This is a genomic window from Mesorhizobium sp. M0052 (assembly GCF_040323255.1).
In the GTDB taxonomy this organism is placed as follows: domain Bacteria; phylum Pseudomonadota; class Alphaproteobacteria; order Rhizobiales; family Rhizobiaceae; genus Mesorhizobium.
In genome coordinates this window covers 15,279-31,994 of sequence record NZ_JAMYUS010000008.1, presented here as the reverse complement: position 1 = coordinate 31,994, position 16,716 = coordinate 15,279, and the positions used below count along the sequence as shown (strand labels likewise).

General features: G+C 65.7%; 19 protein-coding genes and 1 tRNA gene. 15 read left to right on the top strand and 5 right to left on the bottom strand.

The window, feature by feature from the left end:
* From NKJ77_RS12560 to NKJ77_RS12550, 3 genes are read left to right on the top strand one after another with little or no spacing between them, the layout of a single operon-like run.
* Nucleotides 1–633 (top strand): precorrin-8X methylmutase, encoded by a 633-nt coding sequence (locus tag NKJ77_RS12560; RefSeq protein WP_023830495.1) that lies wholly within the window; start codon nucleotides 1–3, stop codon nucleotides 631–633.
* Nucleotides 630–1,403, top strand: a complete 774-nt coding sequence (locus tag NKJ77_RS12555; protein ID WP_352535282.1) for a precorrin-2 C(20)-methyltransferase — start codon at nucleotides 630–632, stop codon at nucleotides 1,401–1,403. Before NKJ77_RS12560 ends, NKJ77_RS12555 begins: the two co-directional genes overlap by 4 nt.
* The gene (locus tag NKJ77_RS12550; RefSeq protein WP_023830494.1) at nucleotides 1,400–2,164 is read left to right on the top strand and encodes a precorrin-3B C(17)-methyltransferase; all 765 of its coding nucleotides are present in this window, start codon (nucleotides 1,400–1,402) and stop codon (nucleotides 2,162–2,164) included. The genes NKJ77_RS12555 and NKJ77_RS12550 overlap by 4 nt, the downstream gene beginning before the upstream one ends.
* On the opposite strand, the gene NKJ77_RS12545 is transcribed toward NKJ77_RS12550, so the two are convergent.
* Nucleotides 2,128–2,886: a cobalt-precorrin-6A reductase gene (locus tag NKJ77_RS12545; RefSeq protein WP_031247073.1), complete on the bottom strand. Its 759-nt coding sequence runs from the start codon at nucleotides 2,884–2,886 to the stop codon at nucleotides 2,128–2,130. The genes NKJ77_RS12550 and NKJ77_RS12545 overlap by 37 nt on opposite strands.
* A gap of 208 nt (nucleotides 2,887–3,094) precedes the next feature.
* On the opposite strand from NKJ77_RS12545, the gene cbiE reads away from it, so the two are divergent.
* The 8 genes from cbiE to NKJ77_RS12505 all read left to right on the top strand — a co-directional run bounded on the left by cbiE (nucleotide 3,095) and on the right by NKJ77_RS12505 (nucleotide 9,906).
* The gene (cbiE, locus tag NKJ77_RS12540) at nucleotides 3,095–4,321 is read left to right on the top strand and encodes a precorrin-6y C5,15-methyltransferase (decarboxylating) subunit CbiE (RefSeq protein WP_352535281.1); all 1,227 of its coding nucleotides are present in this window, start codon (nucleotides 3,095–3,097) and stop codon (nucleotides 4,319–4,321) included.
* Nucleotides 4,318–4,704, top strand: coding sequence for a cobalamin biosynthesis protein (locus NKJ77_RS12535; RefSeq protein ID WP_023685183.1), 387 nt, complete (start codon nucleotides 4,318–4,320; stop codon nucleotides 4,702–4,704). The genes cbiE and NKJ77_RS12535 overlap by 4 nt, the downstream gene beginning before the upstream one ends.
* Nucleotides 4,701–5,465 carry a precorrin-4 C(11)-methyltransferase gene (gene cobM / locus NKJ77_RS12530; RefSeq protein ID WP_023830492.1) on the top strand — a complete coding sequence of 255 codons (765 nt, stop codon included), beginning with the start codon at nucleotides 4,701–4,703 and terminating at the stop codon, nucleotides 5,463–5,465. Before NKJ77_RS12535 ends, cobM begins: the two co-directional genes overlap by 4 nt.
* Nucleotides 5,462–6,274 carry a uroporphyrinogen-III C-methyltransferase gene (cobA, locus tag NKJ77_RS12525; protein ID WP_023744660.1) on the top strand — a complete coding sequence of 271 codons (813 nt, stop codon included), beginning with the start codon at nucleotides 5,462–5,464 and terminating at the stop codon, nucleotides 6,272–6,274. Before cobM ends, cobA begins: the two co-directional genes overlap by 4 nt.
* Nucleotides 6,271–7,584 (top strand): cobyrinic acid a,c-diamide synthase CobB, encoded by a 1,314-nt coding sequence (locus NKJ77_RS12520; RefSeq protein ID WP_352535280.1) that lies wholly within the window; start codon nucleotides 6,271–6,273, stop codon nucleotides 7,582–7,584. Before cobA ends, NKJ77_RS12520 begins: the two co-directional genes overlap by 4 nt.
* A complete protein-coding gene (locus NKJ77_RS12515; RefSeq protein WP_352535279.1) occupies nucleotides 7,581–8,348 on the top strand; it encodes an adenosylcobinamide-GDP ribazoletransferase in 768 nt (255 codons plus the stop codon). The genes NKJ77_RS12520 and NKJ77_RS12515 overlap by 4 nt, the downstream gene beginning before the upstream one ends.
* A 24-nt stretch (nucleotides 8,349–8,372) precedes the next feature.
* Entirely contained in the window at nucleotides 8,373–9,383 is a 1,011-nt protein-coding gene (gene cobT / locus NKJ77_RS12510) for a nicotinate-nucleotide--dimethylbenzimidazole phosphoribosyltransferase (RefSeq protein ID WP_352535278.1), read from the top strand.
* 250 nt (nucleotides 9,384–9,633) lie between these two features.
* Nucleotides 9,634–9,906, top strand: coding sequence for a hypothetical protein (locus NKJ77_RS12505; protein ID WP_352535277.1), 273 nt, complete (start codon nucleotides 9,634–9,636; stop codon nucleotides 9,904–9,906).
* A 169-nt stretch (nucleotides 9,907–10,075) separates the two neighbouring features.
* Here the strand turns inward: NKJ77_RS12505 and NKJ77_RS12500 are convergent.
* Both NKJ77_RS12500 and NKJ77_RS12495 read right to left on the bottom strand, forming a co-directional pair.
* Nucleotides 10,076–10,151, bottom strand: a tRNA-Lys gene (locus NKJ77_RS12500).
* Between the two features lie 106 nt (nucleotides 10,152–10,257).
* Nucleotides 10,258–11,166 carry a PhzF family phenazine biosynthesis protein gene (locus NKJ77_RS12495; RefSeq protein ID WP_023685176.1) on the bottom strand — a complete coding sequence of 303 codons (909 nt, stop codon included), beginning with the start codon at nucleotides 11,164–11,166 and terminating at the stop codon, nucleotides 10,258–10,260.
* A gap of 113 nt (nucleotides 11,167–11,279) precedes the next feature.
* On the opposite strand from NKJ77_RS12495, the gene NKJ77_RS12490 reads away from it, so the two are divergent.
* The 4 genes from NKJ77_RS12490 (at nucleotide 11,280) to NKJ77_RS12475 (ending at nucleotide 14,800) form a co-directional block, all read left to right on the top strand.
* Nucleotides 11,280–12,566, top strand: a complete 1,287-nt coding sequence (locus NKJ77_RS12490) for an efflux RND transporter periplasmic adaptor subunit (RefSeq protein WP_023805503.1) — start codon at nucleotides 11,280–11,282, stop codon at nucleotides 12,564–12,566.
* Nucleotides 12,567–12,570: 4 nt separating this feature from the next.
* Complete coding sequence (locus tag NKJ77_RS12485; RefSeq protein ID WP_023685174.1) at nucleotides 12,571–13,275, top strand: ABC transporter ATP-binding protein; 705 nt, start codon at nucleotides 12,571–12,573, stop codon at nucleotides 13,273–13,275.
* A complete protein-coding gene (locus NKJ77_RS12480; protein ID WP_023685173.1) occupies nucleotides 13,272–14,489 on the top strand; it encodes an ABC transporter permease in 1,218 nt (405 codons plus the stop codon). The genes NKJ77_RS12485 and NKJ77_RS12480 overlap by 4 nt, the downstream gene beginning before the upstream one ends.
* Before the next feature lie 68 nt (nucleotides 14,490–14,557).
* Nucleotides 14,558–14,800 carry a hypothetical protein gene (locus tag NKJ77_RS12475; protein ID WP_023690325.1) on the top strand — a complete coding sequence of 81 codons (243 nt, stop codon included), beginning with the start codon at nucleotides 14,558–14,560 and terminating at the stop codon, nucleotides 14,798–14,800.
* Here the strand turns inward: NKJ77_RS12475 and NKJ77_RS12470 are convergent.
* Nucleotides 14,797–15,516 carry an NUDIX hydrolase gene (locus NKJ77_RS12470; RefSeq protein WP_023830489.1) on the bottom strand — a complete coding sequence of 240 codons (720 nt, stop codon included), beginning with the start codon at nucleotides 15,514–15,516 and terminating at the stop codon, nucleotides 14,797–14,799. The genes NKJ77_RS12475 and NKJ77_RS12470 overlap by 4 nt on opposite strands.
* A gap of 5 nt (nucleotides 15,517–15,521) precedes the next feature.
* Entirely contained in the window at nucleotides 15,522–16,634 is a 1,113-nt protein-coding gene (locus tag NKJ77_RS12465) for an endonuclease/exonuclease/phosphatase family protein (protein WP_023830488.1), read from the bottom strand.
* Nucleotides 16,635–16,716: the final 82 nt, after the last annotated feature.

Here is a 16,716-nt window from a genome sequence, read left to right as displayed (position 1 = left end):
ATGGCCGCCTACGACTACATCCATGACGGCAACGCGATCTATGAACGTTCCTTCGCCATCATCCGCGCCGAGGCCGACCTGTCCCGGTTCTCCGAGGCGGAAGCCGACGTCGCCATCCGCATGATCCATGCCTGCGGCCAGGTCGAAGCATCAAGTCATTTTGTCTTCTCCAGCGATTTCGTCGCCGCCGCCCGCAGCGCTTTGGCGGCCGGCGCACCGATCTTCTGCGATGCCGAAATGGTCTCGCATGGCGTCACCCGCGCCAGGCTGCCGGCCGGCAATGAGGTGATCTGCACCTTGCGCGACCCGCGCACGCACGACATCGCCAAGCAGATCGGCAACACCCGCTCGGCCGCCGCGATCGACCTCTGGGGCGAACGCATGGCCGGTTCGGTCGTGGCCATCGGCAATGCGCCGACAGCGCTCTTCTATCTCCTGGAAAAGCTGCGCGATGTCGCGCCGAAACCGGCCGCCATCATCGGCATGCCGGTCGGCTTCGTCGGTGCCGCCGAATCCAAGGATGCGCTGGCTGAAAACTCCTACGGCGTGCCCTACGCCATCGTGCGCGGCAGGCTTGGCGGCAGCGCCATGACTGCAGCCGCCCTCAATTCGCTGGCGAGGCCCGGCCTGTGAACGCAGCCGTCAAAGAAGATCTGGCAAAAGGCCGTCTTGTCGGCGTGGGCACGGGGCCTGGCGACCCCGAGCTGCTGACGCTGAAGGCCGCGCGCGTTCTGGCCGAGGCCGATGTCGTCGCCTACTTCGCCAAGCGCGGCAACAACAGCAATGCGCGCGCCATCGTCGAGGCGCGCTTCCGGCCGGATATGCTGGAATTGCCGCTGCTCTACCCCGTCACCACCGAGATCGACAAGGATCATGACGACTACCGTTCGCAGATCACCGATTTCTACGAGGAGTCGGCCGAGAAGGTCGCCGAACACCTCGAAGCCGGCCGCATGGTCGCCGTGCTCTCTGAAGGCGACCCGCTGTTCTACGGCTCCTACATGCACCTGCATGTCCGCCTCGCCCATCGCTTCCCGACCGAAGTCATCCCCGGCGTCACCGCCATGTCGGGCTGCTGGTCGCAGACCGGCGTGCCGATCGTCCAGGGCGACGATGTGCTGACGGTTTTGCCCGGCACGATGAGCGAGTTCGAGCTGACGCGCCGTCTCGCAGACACCGACGCCGCCGTCATCATGAAGGTCGGCCGCAATCTGCCCAAGATCAGGCGGGCGCTGGAGGCCACCGGCAAGCTCGACCGCGCCGTTTATGTCGAGCGCGGCACCATGGCCGGTAGCATCTCGATGAAGCTTGCCGACAAGCCGGACGACAAGGCGCCTTATTTCGCCATCGTGCTGGTCGCCGGCTGGTCCGGCCGGCCTGGCGTTATGGAAGCCAAGCCATGAGCGGCCGGCTCACCGTCATCGGCCTTGGGCCAGGCAATGCCGATCAGGTGACGCCGGAGGCGAGCCGGGCCGTGGCGCAGGCAAAATTCTTCTATGGCTACAAACCTTATCTCGACCGGCTTGATCTTCGCACCGACCAAACCCGCGTCGCCTCGGACAATCGCGAGGAACTCGCCCGCTCCAAGGACGCGCTGGTCAGGGCTGCCGAGGGCCATGACGTCGCCGTCGTTTCCGGCGGCGATCCCGGCGTCTTTGCCATGGCCGCCGCGGTCTGTGAGGCGATCGAGGCCGGCCCGGCCGAATGGCGAACCGTCGATGTCACTGTCGTGCCCGGCGTCACCGCCATGTTGGCGGTTGCCGCCCGCATCGGCGCGCCGCTCGGCCATGATTTCTGCGCCATCTCGCTGTCCGACAATCTCAAACCGTGGGATCTGATCGAGCTGCGCCTTTTGGCGGCCGCCGGCGCCGGCTTCGTCATCGCGCTCTACAATCCGATCAGCAAGGCGCGCCCTTGGCAGCTCGGCCGTGCCTTCGAATGCCTGCGCGCCATCCTGCCCGGCACCACGCCGGTCATCTTCGGCCGCGCCGCCGGCCGCCCGGACGAGCGCATCGAGGTTTTTCTGTTGGCCGATGTCGAGGCGGAAAGGGCCGACATGGCGACCTGCATCATCATCGGCTCGCCGGAGACAAGGATCATCAAGCGCGGTGACAAACCGGCGCTGGTCTACACACCGCGTTCCGCGACGGGGTCGAGACCATGATCGATCATCGCGGCCAATGCTTCGACAGTTTCGGCCGACGGCACCTCCGGCAGGATGGGCCTGCGCACCATCACCACCTCGATACCGAGCGCCCGCGCCGCCGCGATCTTGCCGTAGGTGGCCTCGCCGCCGCTGTTCTTGGATACGACGACATCGATGCGGTGCTCCTCGAGCAGCGCGCGTTCATCCGCCTCGCGAAACGGCCCACGCGCCAGCAGGTAGGTCGCATCAGGCACCGCCAGTTTCGGCTCGACCGGATCGACGCTGCGGACAAGGTAATGATGCTGCGGCGCCGCCTCGAAAGCCGCGACCTCCTGCCGGCCGAGCGCCAGGAAGGCACGGCGCGGCGGCGACCCAAGCGCGTGCACCGCATCGCCTGTCGTATCGATCTGCGTCCAGCGGTCGCCATCTATTGGCTCCCAGCCAGGGCGGCGCAAAGCAAGGATCGGCACAACCGAAGTGCGCGCGGCTTGCGCCGCATTGGCGGAAATTCGCGCGGCATAGGGATGCGTCGCGTCGATCAGCAGATCGGTTCGCGTCTCCTTGAGATAGGCCGCCAGCCCGTCGGCGCCGCCAAAGCCGCCGCTGCGCACCGGCACGCCTTGCGCGACCGGGCTTTCGGTACGGCCGGCCAGCGACAGAGTGACGAGGAAATCTTCCACCAGTTTTCCGGCCAATTGGCGCGCTTCTGTCGTGCCGCCAAGGATCAGAATCTTCTTCATGAGCACCATGTTGAACAGCGTCTGCGCTGCCCCTCACCCCTACCCTCTCCCCCTGAAGAACGGGGAGAGGGAGGCGTCAGCGCCGGAGCGTCTCCCTTCTCCCCGTCACTACACGGGGAGGTGAGGAGTGGTCTGGCTGGCAGACGAAAAGTCAATTGCTTGACTTTTCGAACGACGAACGCCTCAGGCGGATGAGGGGCGGCGCGACATGTCAAAAAAACAGCCCACGCCAAAATGGCTTACAATCGTCGGCATCGGCGAGGACGGTTTAGCGAGTCTCGGCGACGAGGCCAAGCGGCAGATCGCTGACGCCGAGACCGTCTTCGGCGGCAAGCGGCATCTGGCGCTGGTGGCTTCGCTCATCAAGGGTGAGCAGCGCCCATGGCCGGTGCCATTCGATGCCGGCATGGCAGACGTGCTGGCGCTGGCCGGCCGGCGCGTCTGCGTGCTCGCCTCCGGTGATCCATTCTTCCACGGGGTCGGCGCCACCCTTGCCCGCAAGGTCAAGCCTGAAGAGATGCATGTCATCCCCGCGCCATCGGCGATTTCGCTGGCTGCCGCCCGGCTCGGCTGGGCGTTGCAGGACATCGAGACGATCTCGCTGCATGGAAGGCCGCTCGACCTGATCCGGCCGCTGCTGCATCCCAGGGCGCGCATCCTGGCGCTGACATCGGACGGCGACGCACCAGCGACAATAGCGCGCCTGCTCGTAGAGCTCGACTTCGGCGGTTCGCGGCTGACCGTTCTGGAAGCGCTGGGCGGACCGAACGAGAAGCTTCGCTCGGCACGTGCCGACGCTTTCGATCTCAGAGACATCAATCCGCTCAACGTGCTGGCGCTTGAGCTTGAATCGACACAAGGGGCCCGCATCCTGCCGCTGACCGTTGGCCGCGCCGACCATCTGTTCGAGCACGACGGCCAGATCACCAAGCACGACATCCGCGCCATCACGCTTGCGGCGCTGGCGCCGAGGCGTGGCGAATTGCTGTGGGACATCGGCGCCGGTTCCGGCTCCATCGGCATCGAATGGATGCTCGCTCACCCCTCGATGCGCGCCATCGCCATCGAGGCCAACAGCGACCGCGCCGCCCGCATCGTCCGCAACGCCGCGCATTGCGGCGTGGCCGGTCTTGTCGTGGTGGAAGGGTCGGCGCCCAAGGCACTGGCCGGGCTGGACACGCCGGATGCGATCTTCATCGGCGGAGGTGGCAGCGACGCCGGCGTACTGAACGCCGCCATCAAGGCGCTGCCATCCCGTGGCCGTCTCGTTGCCAATGCGGTGACGCTGGAGATGGAGGCGCTGCTTCTCGCGGAGCACATCAAGCGCGGCGGCGACCTTACCCGCATCACCATTTCCCGCGCTTCTCCTGTCGGTTCGATGCAGGCCTGGCGCCCGGCCATGCCGGTCACCCAGTGGAGCTGGGTGAAGCCATGATGGTGGCGGGCATCGGCAGCCGGAAGGGCGTGAGCGTCGAAGACGTGCTCGCGGCGATCGAAACCGCCCTCGAAGCGCACGGGCTGGCGATAACGGCGCTGTCGGCCTTGGCGACCGCCGCGCTCAAGAAAGACGAAGAAGCGATCTCTGCCGCTGGCCGCACGCTCAACCTTCCCGTCATCATCGTTGATGACGCAGCACTTCAGGCCGTCTCGTCGGAGGCACTCAGCAAATCCGATCTCTCGCAGGATCTCGCCGGCACACCCTCCGTCTCAGAAGCCTCCGCCCTTACCGTTGCCGGCCCCGGTGCAAAGCTGCTTGGTCCACGCACCGTGCTCGGCCCGGTCACCTGCGCCATCGCCATCAGCGGAGACGCGCCATGACCGTGCATTTCATCGGCGCCGGTCCCGGCGCCGCCGACCTCATCACACTGCGCGGCGCCAAGCTGCTGGCAAGCTGCCCGGTCTGTCTGCATGCCGGCTCGATCGTCGCGCCGGAATTGCTGCAACACTGCGCACCGGGGACCAAACTGATCGATACGGCGCCGATGTCACTCGACGAAATCGAGGTCGAATATGTGACAGCCCACCAGGCCGGCCACGATGTCGCCCGCCTGCATTCCGGCGACCTCTCGGTGTGGAGCGCCGTGGCCGAGCAGATCCGCCGGCTGGAAAAACACGGCATTCCTTACACGCTGACGCCGGGCGTTCCCTCTTTCGCCGCCGCAGCCGCAGCCCTTCGCCGCGAACTGACCATTCCCGAGGTGGCGCAAAGCCTGGTGCTGACCCGCGTCTCCGGCCGCGCCTCGAAAATGCCGCCGGGCGAAACGCTGGCCGGCTTCGGCCGCACCGGCGCCACACTGGCCATTCATCTCGCCATCCACGCCATCGACCGAGTCGTCGCCGAATTGTCGCCGCATTATGGCGGCGATTGCCCGGTGGCGATCGTCTTTCGCGCTTCATGGCGGGACGAGCACGTGCTGACCGGCACGCTCGCCACGATCGAGGCACTGCTCGCCGCCGACCCGATGGAGCGCACGGCGATCATCTTCGTCGGCCGCTCGCTGGCAGCGGAAGGTTTTGGCGAGAGTTCATTGTACGACGCCCACTACCAGCGGCGTTTTCGCGGGCGGGACGGATTGTGAGCGGCAAGACCAAAAGCGAAAACACCACGCTCGAACAGGCCCTTGCCCGGCTGAACTTCAAGCCGCGCCGGCTTGAGCCGGGCCATGTCTGGCTGGCCGGCGCCGGCCCCGGCGATCCCGGCTGCCTGACGCTGGAAGTGCTGGCGGCATTGGCCGAGGCCGACGCTGTGGTCTATGACGCGCTGGTCTCCTCTGACGTTGTCGCCGTTGCGGACAATGCCCAGCTGTTCTTTGCAGGAAAACGCGGCGGCAAACCGTCCATGAGGCAGGACGATATCACCGCTTTGCTGGTGCGGCTGGCACGCGAGGGCCGCCGCGTCGTCCGGCTGAAGGGCGGCGATCCCTATATTTTCGGCCGCGGCGGCGAAGAGGCGCTGGCGCTGGCGCGCGAAAAAATCCCTTTCCGCGTCATGCCCGGCCTGACATCGGGGCTGAGCGCGCTGGCCGCCACCGGCATTCCCGCAACCATGCGCGGCATCAACAAGGCGATCATCCTGGCGACAGGTCATGCCGCCGGCACAGATGACGATCTCGACTGGGGCGCGATCGCCCGCACCGGCCAGCCGGTGGTCATCTATATGGGCATGGCCAATCTGCCTGTTATCGCCGCGTCGCTGCTCGAAGGCGGGCTGGCGCCGTCGACGCCGGCGGCTGTCATCGTTTCGGCGACGACACCGCAGGAGCGGACCGTCGTCGCGACACTCGCCACCATTTCCGAAGCGGCCGCCGCGGCGGAATTGGCCTCGCCGGCCCTCATTGTCGTCGGCGGCATCGTCGCCATGCGCGCAGCACTGGCGGGTAACGCATGACCCGCGCCATCATCATCGGCGCGCCGCGTTCCGGCTCCGGCAAGACCAGCGTCACCATCGGCATTTTGCGCGCGCTCGCCCGGCGCGGCATCAAGGTGCGCGGCGCCAAGTCCGGCCCCGACTATATCGATCCGGGTTTTCATACCGCCGCCACTGGCCTGTCCGGCGTCAACCTGGACAGCTGGGCGATGTCGCCTGACCTGCTCAACGCGTTGGCCGGCAATGCCACCGAGGACGCCGATTTTATCTTCCTCGAAAGCGCCATGGGCCTGTTCGACGGCATCCCGGCCGGACAAGGCCGCACCGGCTCGGCCGCCGATCTGGCGCGGCTCTACCACCTGCCGGTGCTTTTGGTGCTCGACGTCTCGGGACAGTCGACGACGGCGGCCGCCGTCGCGAAGGGATTTGCCACCTACGACCCGGATGTGCGCATGGCCGGAATCGTGCTCAACCGTCTCGGCAGCGAGCGCCACCGCAAGCTGTGCAGCGAGGCGATCGAAACGCTCGGCCTGCCGGTCGTCGGCGCCATCCTGCGCGATCCCACGCTCAATTTGCCGGAGCGCCATCTCGGCCTCGTCCAGGCCGGCGAATATGCCGACCTGATGACGCATCTCGACCGCCTCGCCGACATGGTCGAGAAATCCCTCGACCTTGACGCCATCATGGCGCTGGCCGCGCCGTTTTCGCCGGCATCAGGCAGTTTCGAAAATGCCTTGCAGCCGCCCGGCCAGCGCATCGCACTCGCCGAAGATGCCGCTTTCACCTTCCTCTATCCGCACGTCGCCGCCCACTGGCGTCAGGCCGGCGCCGAGATCGTGCCGTTCTCGCCGCTCGCCGACGAAGCACCGGCGCAGAATTGCGATGTCTGCTGGCTGCCCGGCGGCTATCCCGAGCTCCACTCCGGCAGCCTCGCGGCGGCGACCAATTTCCGAGCTGGCATGGCCAGGTTTGCCGAGACCAAGCCGATCCATGGCGAGTGCGGCGGCTTCATGGTGCTGGGCGAAGCGCTGGAGGACGCGGCCGGCGAGACGCACGCCATGCTTGGCCTGCTCGGCCATTCCACCAGCTTTGCCAAGCGCAAGATGAACCTCGGCTACCGCGAGGCACGCCTGCGCGTCGCCTGTCCGCTGGGGCCGCAAGGCGCGCTGATCCGTGGCCATGAATTCCACTATGCGCAGATGATTGCGACCGGCAATGACGAGCCATTGGCCGATCTCGCCGACGGTCAGGGCAATCCGCTCGGCGCCTCCGGCTATCGCCGCGGCCATGTCAGCGGCACCTTCTTCCACGCCATTGCGAGGGGTGCATGACCTCCGTGCCCTCGCCCCGGCAAGCGCTCGACGACGTCGCGCTTTGCCTCGTCTTCTTCACCCGGCTGCCGCTGCCGGTCTTCGACCTTCGTGGCCGCAGCCTGGCCGATGCGATCTGGGCGGCGCCTGTCGCCGGCCTCGCCGTCGCTGTGGCTGGTGCTGTCGTCTACGCCGCGGGCGTACAGCTCGGCCTTGCCCCCGGCCCGGCAGCAGCCCTTGCGCTTGCAGCAACCCTGCTCGCCACGGGCTGCCTGCATGAGGACGGGCTTTCCGATGTCGCAGATGGCTTTGGCGGCGGCAAGACACGCGATAAAAAACTGGAGATCATGCGCGACAGCCGCATCGGCGCCTATGGCGCAGCAGCTCTTGGCCTGTCGATGCTCATCCGCTGGAGCGCGCTGTCGCAACTGGCCAATCCGACAGGCGTGCTCTTCGCGCTGATCGCCGCCCACGCCGCATCGCGCGGCCTGCTCGGCGCGTTCATGCATCTGGCGCCGGCGGCGCGCAGTGACGGCCTGTCTGCCGGCGCCGGGACCGTCTCGACCCAGACAGCTGTTCTCGGCGCCGTGCTCGGGGCCATCCCGCTTCTGACTCTGGGGCTCGGCGGCGCCTTTGCCGCACTGATCCTGCTCGCTCTCGTGTTCAGCGCCTTGCGCGCGCTCTGCCTCAACCAGATTGGCGGCCACACCGGTGACACGATCGGCGCCCTGCAGCAGCTGGGCGAGATCACTGTCCTGCTCGTCGCTTCCGTTTCCCTGTCCTGATTCTTCCCCGGAGATTCCTTCCCCATGCCATTCAAATCATTCGACGAACTGCGCGCCGCCTGTTTCGATCTGCCTGCCGGCAGCGATACCGCCGCCAACGCCGTCGCCCGCCGCCAGGACACGCTGACCAAGCCTCAAGGCAGCCTGGGCCGGCTGGAAACTCTCGCCGCCTGGCTGGCGCGCTGGCAGGGTCGCGACATGCCGAAACTCGACCGCGTCAAAGTCTTCGTGTTCGCCGGCAACCACGGTGTGACGGCGCAAGGCGTTTCAGCCTTTCCCTCGGAAGTGACGGTGCAGATGGTGGCGAATTTCGCCGGCGGCGGCGCCGCCATCAACCAGCTTGCCCGCATCGCCGGCGCGGAACTCGACGTCATCCCGCTCGATCTCGATCATCCGACCGGCGACTTCACTGACGTGCCGGCAATGGACGAAAAAAACTTCCTCGCCGCCGTCTCGGCTGGCTATGACGCGGTGACGAAAGACCTCGACCTCGTCTGTTTCGGCGAGATGGGCATCGGCAACACCACGCCGGCGGCCGCCATCTCGACCGCCCTGTTCGGCGGCGGCGCTGAAAAATGGACCGGGCGCGGCACCGGCGTCGACGATGCCGGGCTGAAGCGCAAGGTCATCGCCATTGAATCCGGCCTCAAGCGCCATGCCGACGCGCTGTCCGACCCGCTGAAGATCGCCGCCGCCCTTGGCGGACGAGAACTCGCCGCCACCTTCGGCGCCACGCTCGCCGCCCGCCGCAACAATGTCCCGGTGCTGCTCGATGGCTTCGTCTGCACGGCCGCGGCAGCGCCCTTGGCGCGGCTGCACCCGTCTGGCCTCGCCCACACCATCGCCGCCCATGTCTCGGCCGAATCCGGCCACCGCCGCCTGCTCGAAGCGCTCGGCCTGCCGCCGCTGCTCGACCTCGGCATGCGGCTCGGCGAAGGCTCCGGCGCCTGCCTAGCCGTCAACATCGTCCGCTCGGCGCTGGAGTGCCACACGGGCATGGCGAGCTTTGCCGAGGCTGGTGTTTCGGAGAAGTAGCTAGAGCGATTTGACGGGAGGGCGCCGGCCCGAACCTTCACTGACCATCGTCGGGCCGATCACTGGCATTCCGGGCTGGTGGCTCGAACAGCACGGCCGCTGAAAGATTCCCCACCTGGGGGTTGGCCCGCTGCTTCTGTGGTGGGCTCTTTTTACTGGCACTATTCGCCGCCGTTGCCGACAAAATGTGATTGACGTAACGGTGACCAGGCGCAATCATTACGGATTGGGCAGGGTGAGGGCGTTTTCAATGAAACTCGTTGTCTTTGGCGTAGCAATAGTATTGGCCGCTACCGGAGCAGCTGCTGCGAAAGAGAAGAAAAAGGTGGCCACCGCTCAGGCTACAACCTCGTGTTCTACAGCTCATAAGAAGGCTGGCAGCAAGCCGACCGCGAAACCGGATTGCAAATCGACAGGCACCGTGGTTGCGCGACCGTCAAATAGGGCCGAAAACTTCCTGGATCATTATAATCCGCGCTTTGGGTATGACACCAGTCCATGGTTTCAAACTGGCTTTAATTGATGGCGGCTTCGGCTTCCGGGCTTTTCTTAATCCAGCGCGGCCTTCACTCCTTCGCCAAATAGCGCACCGGCTTACCGGCCGCCGAGTTTAAGGCAAACCTGCCCCAGCATGTCGAGGCGCGTCAACGCGTCCGGCATTCCAAGGTCTTCCACCAACTCTTCTAGAAATTTGGTGGGTGCGCACAGGATTGAACTGTGGACCCGCTGATTAAGAGTCAGCTGCTCTACCAACTGAGCTACGCACCCACTCGACCGGTAAAACCGGCGTTGGCGGGCATATAGCCGCCGATACCGGTCCTGTCCAGCCCTGCCGGAATCATTTCCCGACAAATCGCTGAACTGCCGCAGGCGGTCACACGAACAGCCTGCCTTCCGCCACCTTGATGGCATGGCCGCCGATGCGCGCGGAGGCCAGTTTTCCGCCTTCGACAGTGAGTTCCAAGCGGATACGTGACGGGCGGCCCATCTCCAGCCCCTGCTCGATCCACAGCTGCGAAATGCCGTCGGTGGGCGCATCGAAATGCATGATGGCGCCGGCAAAGGCCGCCGCCGCCGACCCGGTCGCCGGGTCTTCATAGGACGGCGTGCCCGGCACGATCATGCGGACATGGAAGGCGCTGTCATGGTTCACCGTCTGGCGGCAATAGACATACGGGCTGGCGAAGGCCCATTCGCTCTTGCGCGGCGCCAGTTCCGACCAGGCCTGGTTGTCGAGCTTGATCCGGCCGGCAGCCTCCAGATTGGCAACCGGAATGGTGACGTAAGGCACGCCTGCCGACCAGAACGACACCAGGTGATTCTCGAAGCCGATCTCGTGCGGCGCCAGCCCGAGGGCGGCGCCGATCGCCTCCGGGTCGGCATCGAGCTTCAGCGGCTCCGGCAGCTTCGCCAGGTCGAACTCGGCAAAGGTGGCGCCATCGTGCCGGCTGACGGCGCAGCGCACCGGGCCGATATTCTCCTCCAGCACGAAGATGCCGGCTTCGCCCTCGCCTGTCAGTTCGGCCAGCGCGATCGCGGCGCCAACTGTCGGATGTCCGGCGAACGGCATCTCATAGTCGGGCGTGAAAATGCGGATGCGGTTGCGATGTTTTGGATTGTCCGGCGGCAGCACGAAGACCGATTCGGACAGGTTGAACTCGCGCGCAATGGCCTGCATGGCGGCTGTATCCAGCCCTTGGCTGTCGAGCACGACAGCCAGCGGATTGCCGGCCAGCCGCTCCGTCGTAAACACATCGTAGAGCAAGTAATTGCGGGTCTGCATCTTGAAAAACCTTCCGCCTCAATCCGAACATGGCCGAAATTTAATTTGATATTCGAACCACCAAGCCTGATCTGTGCACAACTAGGGACATTACGCTTTCATAGGGGTCCGGCGTGGACCAGCTTGTCAATCTGCCAAAGACGGAATCGGATTCCGCCATCGAGGCGGCGCTCGGGCTTGATCAGAGCGGCGTGCGCAAGACGCGCCGCCGGGGCTGGCTTTACGCGCTGCTGGCGCTGATCGCACTTGCCGCCGGGTTGGCAGGCTACCAGTGGTTTGCCGGCTCCCCGGCCAAGATCGACTACACCACCACGCCGGCTACCATTGCCGACCTCACCGTCGCGGTTTCGGCGACCGGCACGCTGCAGCCCCTCACCCAGGTCGACATTTCAAGCGAGCTGTCCGGTATCATCCGCTCGGTCTCGGCCGAAGAGAACCAGCAGGTCAAGAAGGGCGACGTGCTGGCGACGCTCGACACGGTGAAACTCGAGGTCCAGATCGAACGCGCCGAAGCCTCGGCCAAGGCCGCTGCCGCCAATGTCGAGGACGCCACGGTAACCCTGAAGGAGAACGAAAGCGCCCTCACCCGCGCGGCCGAACTGACCAGGCGTGGCATGGCGACCGATCAGTCGCTCGAGGCGGCGACTGCCACGCGCGACCGCTCCAAGGCGGCGCTCGATAGTGCGCAGGCCAATCTCGCCATCGCCCAGGCCGATCTCAAGGCGCAGCAGACCGACCTTGCCAAGAGCACCATCTATGCGCCGATTGACGGCATCGTCTTGACGCGTTCCGTCGACCCCGGCCAGACGGTCGCCTCCTCGCTGCAGGCGCCGGTTCTGTTCATCATCGCCGCCGATTTGAGGAACATGGAATTGGTGGCGGCGGTCGACGAGGCCGATATCGGCGCGGTCAAACCAGGCCAGCATGCACGCTTCACCGTCGATGCCTTTCCCGAGCGGCCGTTCGACGCCGAGATCCGCGACATCTCCTACGCCTCGGTCACCACCGACGGCGTCGTCACCTACAATGCACGGTTGGAAGTCGACAATAACGAGCTTTTGCTGCGGCCCGGCATGACCGCCACGGTTTCGGTCGTCACCAGGCAGGCCAAGGGCGTGCTCACCGTGCCTTCAACAGCGTTTCGCTATCGGCCATCGGCACCTGCTGCCCGCGCGTGGAGCCTCAGCGATCTGTTCACCGGCCGCATGGGTCGTGGCGGCAACCGCCGCCAGCCGGTGAAGGCGCCCACCGACGGCTCACGCACGCTCTATGTGCTGGAGAACGGCCGGCCGCACCCGGTCAACGTGAAGATCGGCTCCACCGACGGCGAACTGACCGAGATCACCTCCGGGCTGGATGAAGGTGCAGAGGTTATCACGACCTCGCAGCTGCGGAGCTGACGCCATGGCCGCGGGCCTCATCGGTTTCGACACGGTCTGGAAGAGCTATGGCCAGGGCGAAGCCAAGGTCCATGCGCTGGCCGGCGTCGACCTCGCCATCCAGCGTGGCGAATTCGTCGCCATCATGGGCCCGTCCGGTTCGGGCAAATCGACCGCGATGAACATCATCGGTTGCCTCGACACGCCGACGGCCGGAACCTACTCCTTCATGGGCATCGACGCCGGGCGGCTCGACCGCAACCGCCGGGCGCTTCTGCGCAATCTCTATATCGGCTTCGTCTTCCAGGGTTACAATCTGTTGCCGCGCACCACGGCGGCGGAAAATGTCGAGCTGCCGCTGATCTATCGCGGCGCGCCGGCCCGCGAGCGCCGCGATCTTGCCATGCAGGCGCTGGCGGAGGTCGGCCTGGTCGGGCGCGAACATCACACGCCGGCCGAACTCTCCGGTGGTCAGCAACAGCGCGTGGCGATCGCGCGCGCCATCGTCACCAGGCCGACGCTGCTCGTCGCCGACGAGCCGACCGGCAATCTCGACACCGCCCGCACGCATGAGATCATGGAGTTGTTGACGCGGCTGAACCGGGAGCTCGGCTTGACCATCGCCATGGTCACCCACGAGGCCGATGTCGCCGATTATGCCGAGCGCACCATCCGCTTCCTCGACGGCCACGTCGCGTCCGACACGGCCAAGTCGGAGTTGGCGTCATGATCTGGGAAACCGTCCGCCTCTCTCTGCGCTCCATCCGCCGCAATGTGCTGCGCTCGTTCCTGACGCTGCTCGGCATCGTCATCGGTGTCGCCGCCGTCATCGCCATGCTGACCATCGGTTCGGGCACCACGGCCAAGGTCAAGTCGGACATCGCCAAGCTCGGCTCGAACCTGCTCGTCGTCCGTTCCGGCCGCCCGGCAGGCACCGGCGGACCAGGCGGGCTCGACCAGGCGGTACGGCCTCTGGCCGACAAGGATGTAGCCGCCCTCGTAGCCCACCTGACCGGAGCGCGCGCCATTGCGCCGGCGTCGCAGAAACAAGTCCGCGTCATTTTCGGCACCGAGAGCCTGACCTCGGGCGTCACCGGCACCGACAGCGCCTATCTCGACGCCCGCGACTGGAAGCTGGTGTCGGGCCGCCCGTTCTCGGATTCGGAAACACGCTCCGGCACCGGCGTCTGCCTGATCGGCGAAACGGTGCGCCAGCAATTCTTCGGCGCCGGCGAACCGGAGGGCGAGATCATCCGCGTCAACCGCACCTCGTGCAAGATCATCGGCCTGCTCGAACCCAAGGGCTATACCGGCTTCGGCCAGGACCAGGACAATGTCGTCTTGATGCCGCTTGCCGCCTATCAGCGCCGCATCGCCGGCAACCGCGACATCGACAACATCTACGTCGCCGCCGACGACCGCACCCCGACCACCGAATTGCAGCCGCGAGTCGAGGACATTTTGCGCGACACCCGCCGCATCACGCCGGACCGCGAAGACGATTTCTCGATCCGCGACATGACCCAGATCGCCGACGCCATGGCCAGCGCCACCACCACCATGACCGGCATGCTGGGCGCCGTCGCGGGCGTCAGCCTGCTGGTCGGCGGCATCGGCATCATGAACATCATGCTGGTCTCGGTCACCGAGCGCACCCGCGAGATCGGCATCAGGCTCGCCATCGGCGCGCATGAAAAGCACATCCTCATCCAGTTCCTGGTCGAGGCGACGGTGCTGTCGCTGCTCGGCGGCATTATCGGCATCCTGATCGGCCTGGCGCTGGCCGGCCTCGCCTCGGCAACGCTGGCCATACCGTTTGCGCCGAGCCCGGCGGTCATCCTGCTCGCCGTCGGTTTTTCGGCGCTGATCGGCATGGTGTTCGGCTTCTTCCCGGCGCTGCGCGGCGCCAGGCTCGACCCGATCGACGCGCTGCGCCACGAATAAGGCAATACTTGTTGTCATCCGGTCTGCGATGCTAATTTTAGAGCAAAGCATCTGGTCAAGGAGTTGCAATGAGCAAGAAGGCGCGGCTGATTCTGACGATGGTGATCATCGAAGGCGCCCTTGCGGGACTTTGGTGGTATCTCGCCCGCTACGGCATGGCCAATCCCGATCGTGTCACCGCCGATTTTCAGGCAGTCGTCGGCCAGACGATGGGCATGGTCATGGGTGGATTACTGGGCATCGGCGTTATCCTGTTCCTCGTCGCCGCCCGCAACGACCGCAAGGCGGCGCAGAACAATCCGCGCCGTTAGCCCCCGCCACCGCCAAAATGCCACTCGACCAGCGGCTTCATATGCGGTGCCAGCCCTTCCGGCAGGTCGGCGGCGTGGCGGATGATCACCGGCCCCTCGATCTCCGGCTCGGTCTCGGTCGCGACGAAGGCGCCGATGCGCCGCGCAATCTCGTCGGCCGGCGCATCGACGTGGTAGCGGCGGAAGAGGACCGTGCCGGTCGATGTCGACAGCGCATGGTAGCGCTTGCCGCGCGCAGCGCCTGTCAGGTCAAGCCCGGTCTCCTCGCGCACTTCACGGATCATGTTGAAATCGACATCGACGCGGCCATCGCGAAAATCGATCGGCTCGAACGAGCCGGCAGCGAAGTAGACACTGCCGGCCGGGACCGTGTGCGCGCCCATGCGGATCGCCACCAGGGCGTTGTCGCCGGCGACCAGCATGGCGTGGCCATAGGCATGCTCGGCGCCCGTCCCCTGCCGGTTCTTTCGCCACAGCAGGAAGGTCGAGTACTTCACCGCGTGACAACGCCCGACGATCCGGTTGTCGCGCCAGGCGAGCGCCGAGAGCAGCACCACCGTGCCGTCGAACAACGCCGGATTGGCCGTGAGCTCGCGCCGCCAGTTGTCAGTGATCGCCTGCGCGTTGTCGCGCTCGAACGGATGCGGGCCGGGGTCGAGCCGGACGTCGATTTCGTCGACGGGCAGGATGACGTTGCGCGGCAGGTCGAAGCTCACCGTGCTCAAGCCATGTCCAGGGTAATTGCGACGGGACAATGGTCCGACGCCTTCGGCCGGTCCCAGCCGGCGCGCGGAAAGCGCTCCACCGCCTGTCCGGCCGGAAAGATGGTGCGCCAGGGCTGGCCGTTGCGGATGATGTCGGGAACCGCCGTCGCATTCTTCGCCGCCAGCCCTTTCGACAGCAGGATGTAGTCGAGCTGGCACAGATGCCGCTCCTTCGGCCCGCGCGTGTGGTAGAAACTCCAGCGGTCCATCTCCGGCCGGCGTTCGACGACATTCTCGCAAAAGCCGCCGGCGGTGAGCACATCGATACAGGACTGGCTGTCGTCGATCACCTGGAAGCGGTAGCCGTCGACGGCGTCGCCCTCGATCTTCACCCGCTGGCGGTAGTCGTTCATGTCGCCGCAGATCGCCCAGTTTTTATCGGCTGCGTGCTCTTTGCCGAAGCGCTCCTCGATGATGCGGCGCACCGCTTGCGCCTCGGCGATGCGCACCGGCATCGTCGCCTCGCGTCCGTCGAGCCCGTTGCGCGGCGAGCCCATCGATTTGAAATGGACGAGATACAGCGTCAGCGGCACGCCGCCGACCTTGATGTCGACCTCCAGGCAGTCGCGCCGGAAGATGCGTTCATTGGCCAGGTTGCCGAGCGCCTCGAGTTCAGGCGTTTGCAATCCGAACTGCTCGAACGTGACATAGGCATGGCTGGTCATGCGCACGAACTCGATCGGCTGACCTTGCGCGGTCTCGTTGCGCATCATCACGGCAACGTCGATGCCGCGCGAATCATTGCCGGCGGTGGTGTATTTCTGCCGGTAACCCTCGCCCACCATCTTGAAGAGATAGCCGTACTCGAAGGCCTTCAGCGCCTCGATGTTGTCGACCTCCTGCATGCAGATGATGTCCGCACGGGTGGCGGCAATGGCGAGCGCGGTCAACTGGCGCGTATCGTCGGATTGCGCGATGGCGCGCGCCTGCTCCAGCATCCGGTATTCGGCTTCGCTCTGGATGTCGAAAAGCGCCAGCGTGCGGTCTTCGTTGAGCTGGTTGCGGAAGCCCGAGTAATCGAACCTGTTCATCAGGTTTTCGACATTGAAAGTGGCGAGGCGCAGCGACATGGACTGACCTTTGCCTGCAAGCGCCAATGAAAACAAGGGCTGCTCGTCATGGCTGATGGAACCTTTCTGTTCATCCTCCGTT

Bases quoted from the DNA above. Each gene is read 5' to 3' on its own strand.
- NKJ77_RS12560 (WP_023830495.1), top strand. From the start codon at position 1: ATGGCCGCCTACGACTACATCCATGACGGCAACGCGATCTATGAACGT.
- NKJ77_RS12550 (WP_023830494.1), top strand. From the start codon at position 1,400: ATGAGCGGCCGGCTCACCGTCATCGGCCTTGGGCCAGGCAATGCCGAT.
- NKJ77_RS12545 (WP_031247073.1), bottom strand. From the start codon at position 2,886: ATGAAGAAGATTCTGATCCTTGGCGGCACGACAGAAGCGCGCCAATTG.
- cbiE (WP_352535281.1), top strand. From the start codon at position 3,095: ATGTCAAAAAAACAGCCCACGCCAAAATGGCTTACAATCGTCGGCATC.
- NKJ77_RS12535 (WP_023685183.1), top strand. From the start codon at position 4,318: ATGATGGTGGCGGGCATCGGCAGCCGGAAGGGCGTGAGCGTCGAAGAC.
- cobM (WP_023830492.1), top strand. From the start codon at position 4,701: ATGACCGTGCATTTCATCGGCGCCGGTCCCGGCGCCGCCGACCTCATC.
- NKJ77_RS12520 (WP_352535280.1), top strand. From the start codon at position 6,271: ATGACCCGCGCCATCATCATCGGCGCGCCGCGTTCCGGCTCCGGCAAG.
- NKJ77_RS12515 (WP_352535279.1), top strand. From the start codon at position 7,581: ATGACCTCCGTGCCCTCGCCCCGGCAAGCGCTCGACGACGTCGCGCTT.
- cobT (WP_352535278.1), top strand. From the start codon at position 8,373: ATGCCATTCAAATCATTCGACGAACTGCGCGCCGCCTGTTTCGATCTG.
- NKJ77_RS12505 (WP_352535277.1), top strand. From the start codon at position 9,634: ATGAAACTCGTTGTCTTTGGCGTAGCAATAGTATTGGCCGCTACCGGA.
- NKJ77_RS12495 (WP_023685176.1), bottom strand. From the start codon at position 11,166: ATGCAGACCCGCAATTACTTGCTCTACGATGTGTTTACGACGGAGCGG.
- NKJ77_RS12485 (WP_023685174.1), top strand. From the start codon at position 12,571: ATGGCCGCGGGCCTCATCGGTTTCGACACGGTCTGGAAGAGCTATGGC.
- NKJ77_RS12480 (WP_023685173.1), top strand. From the start codon at position 13,272: ATGATCTGGGAAACCGTCCGCCTCTCTCTGCGCTCCATCCGCCGCAAT.
- NKJ77_RS12475 (WP_023690325.1), top strand. From the start codon at position 14,558: ATGAGCAAGAAGGCGCGGCTGATTCTGACGATGGTGATCATCGAAGGC.
- NKJ77_RS12465 (WP_023830488.1), bottom strand. From the start codon at position 16,634: ATGTCGCTGCGCCTCGCCACTTTCAATGTCGAAAACCTGATGAACAGG.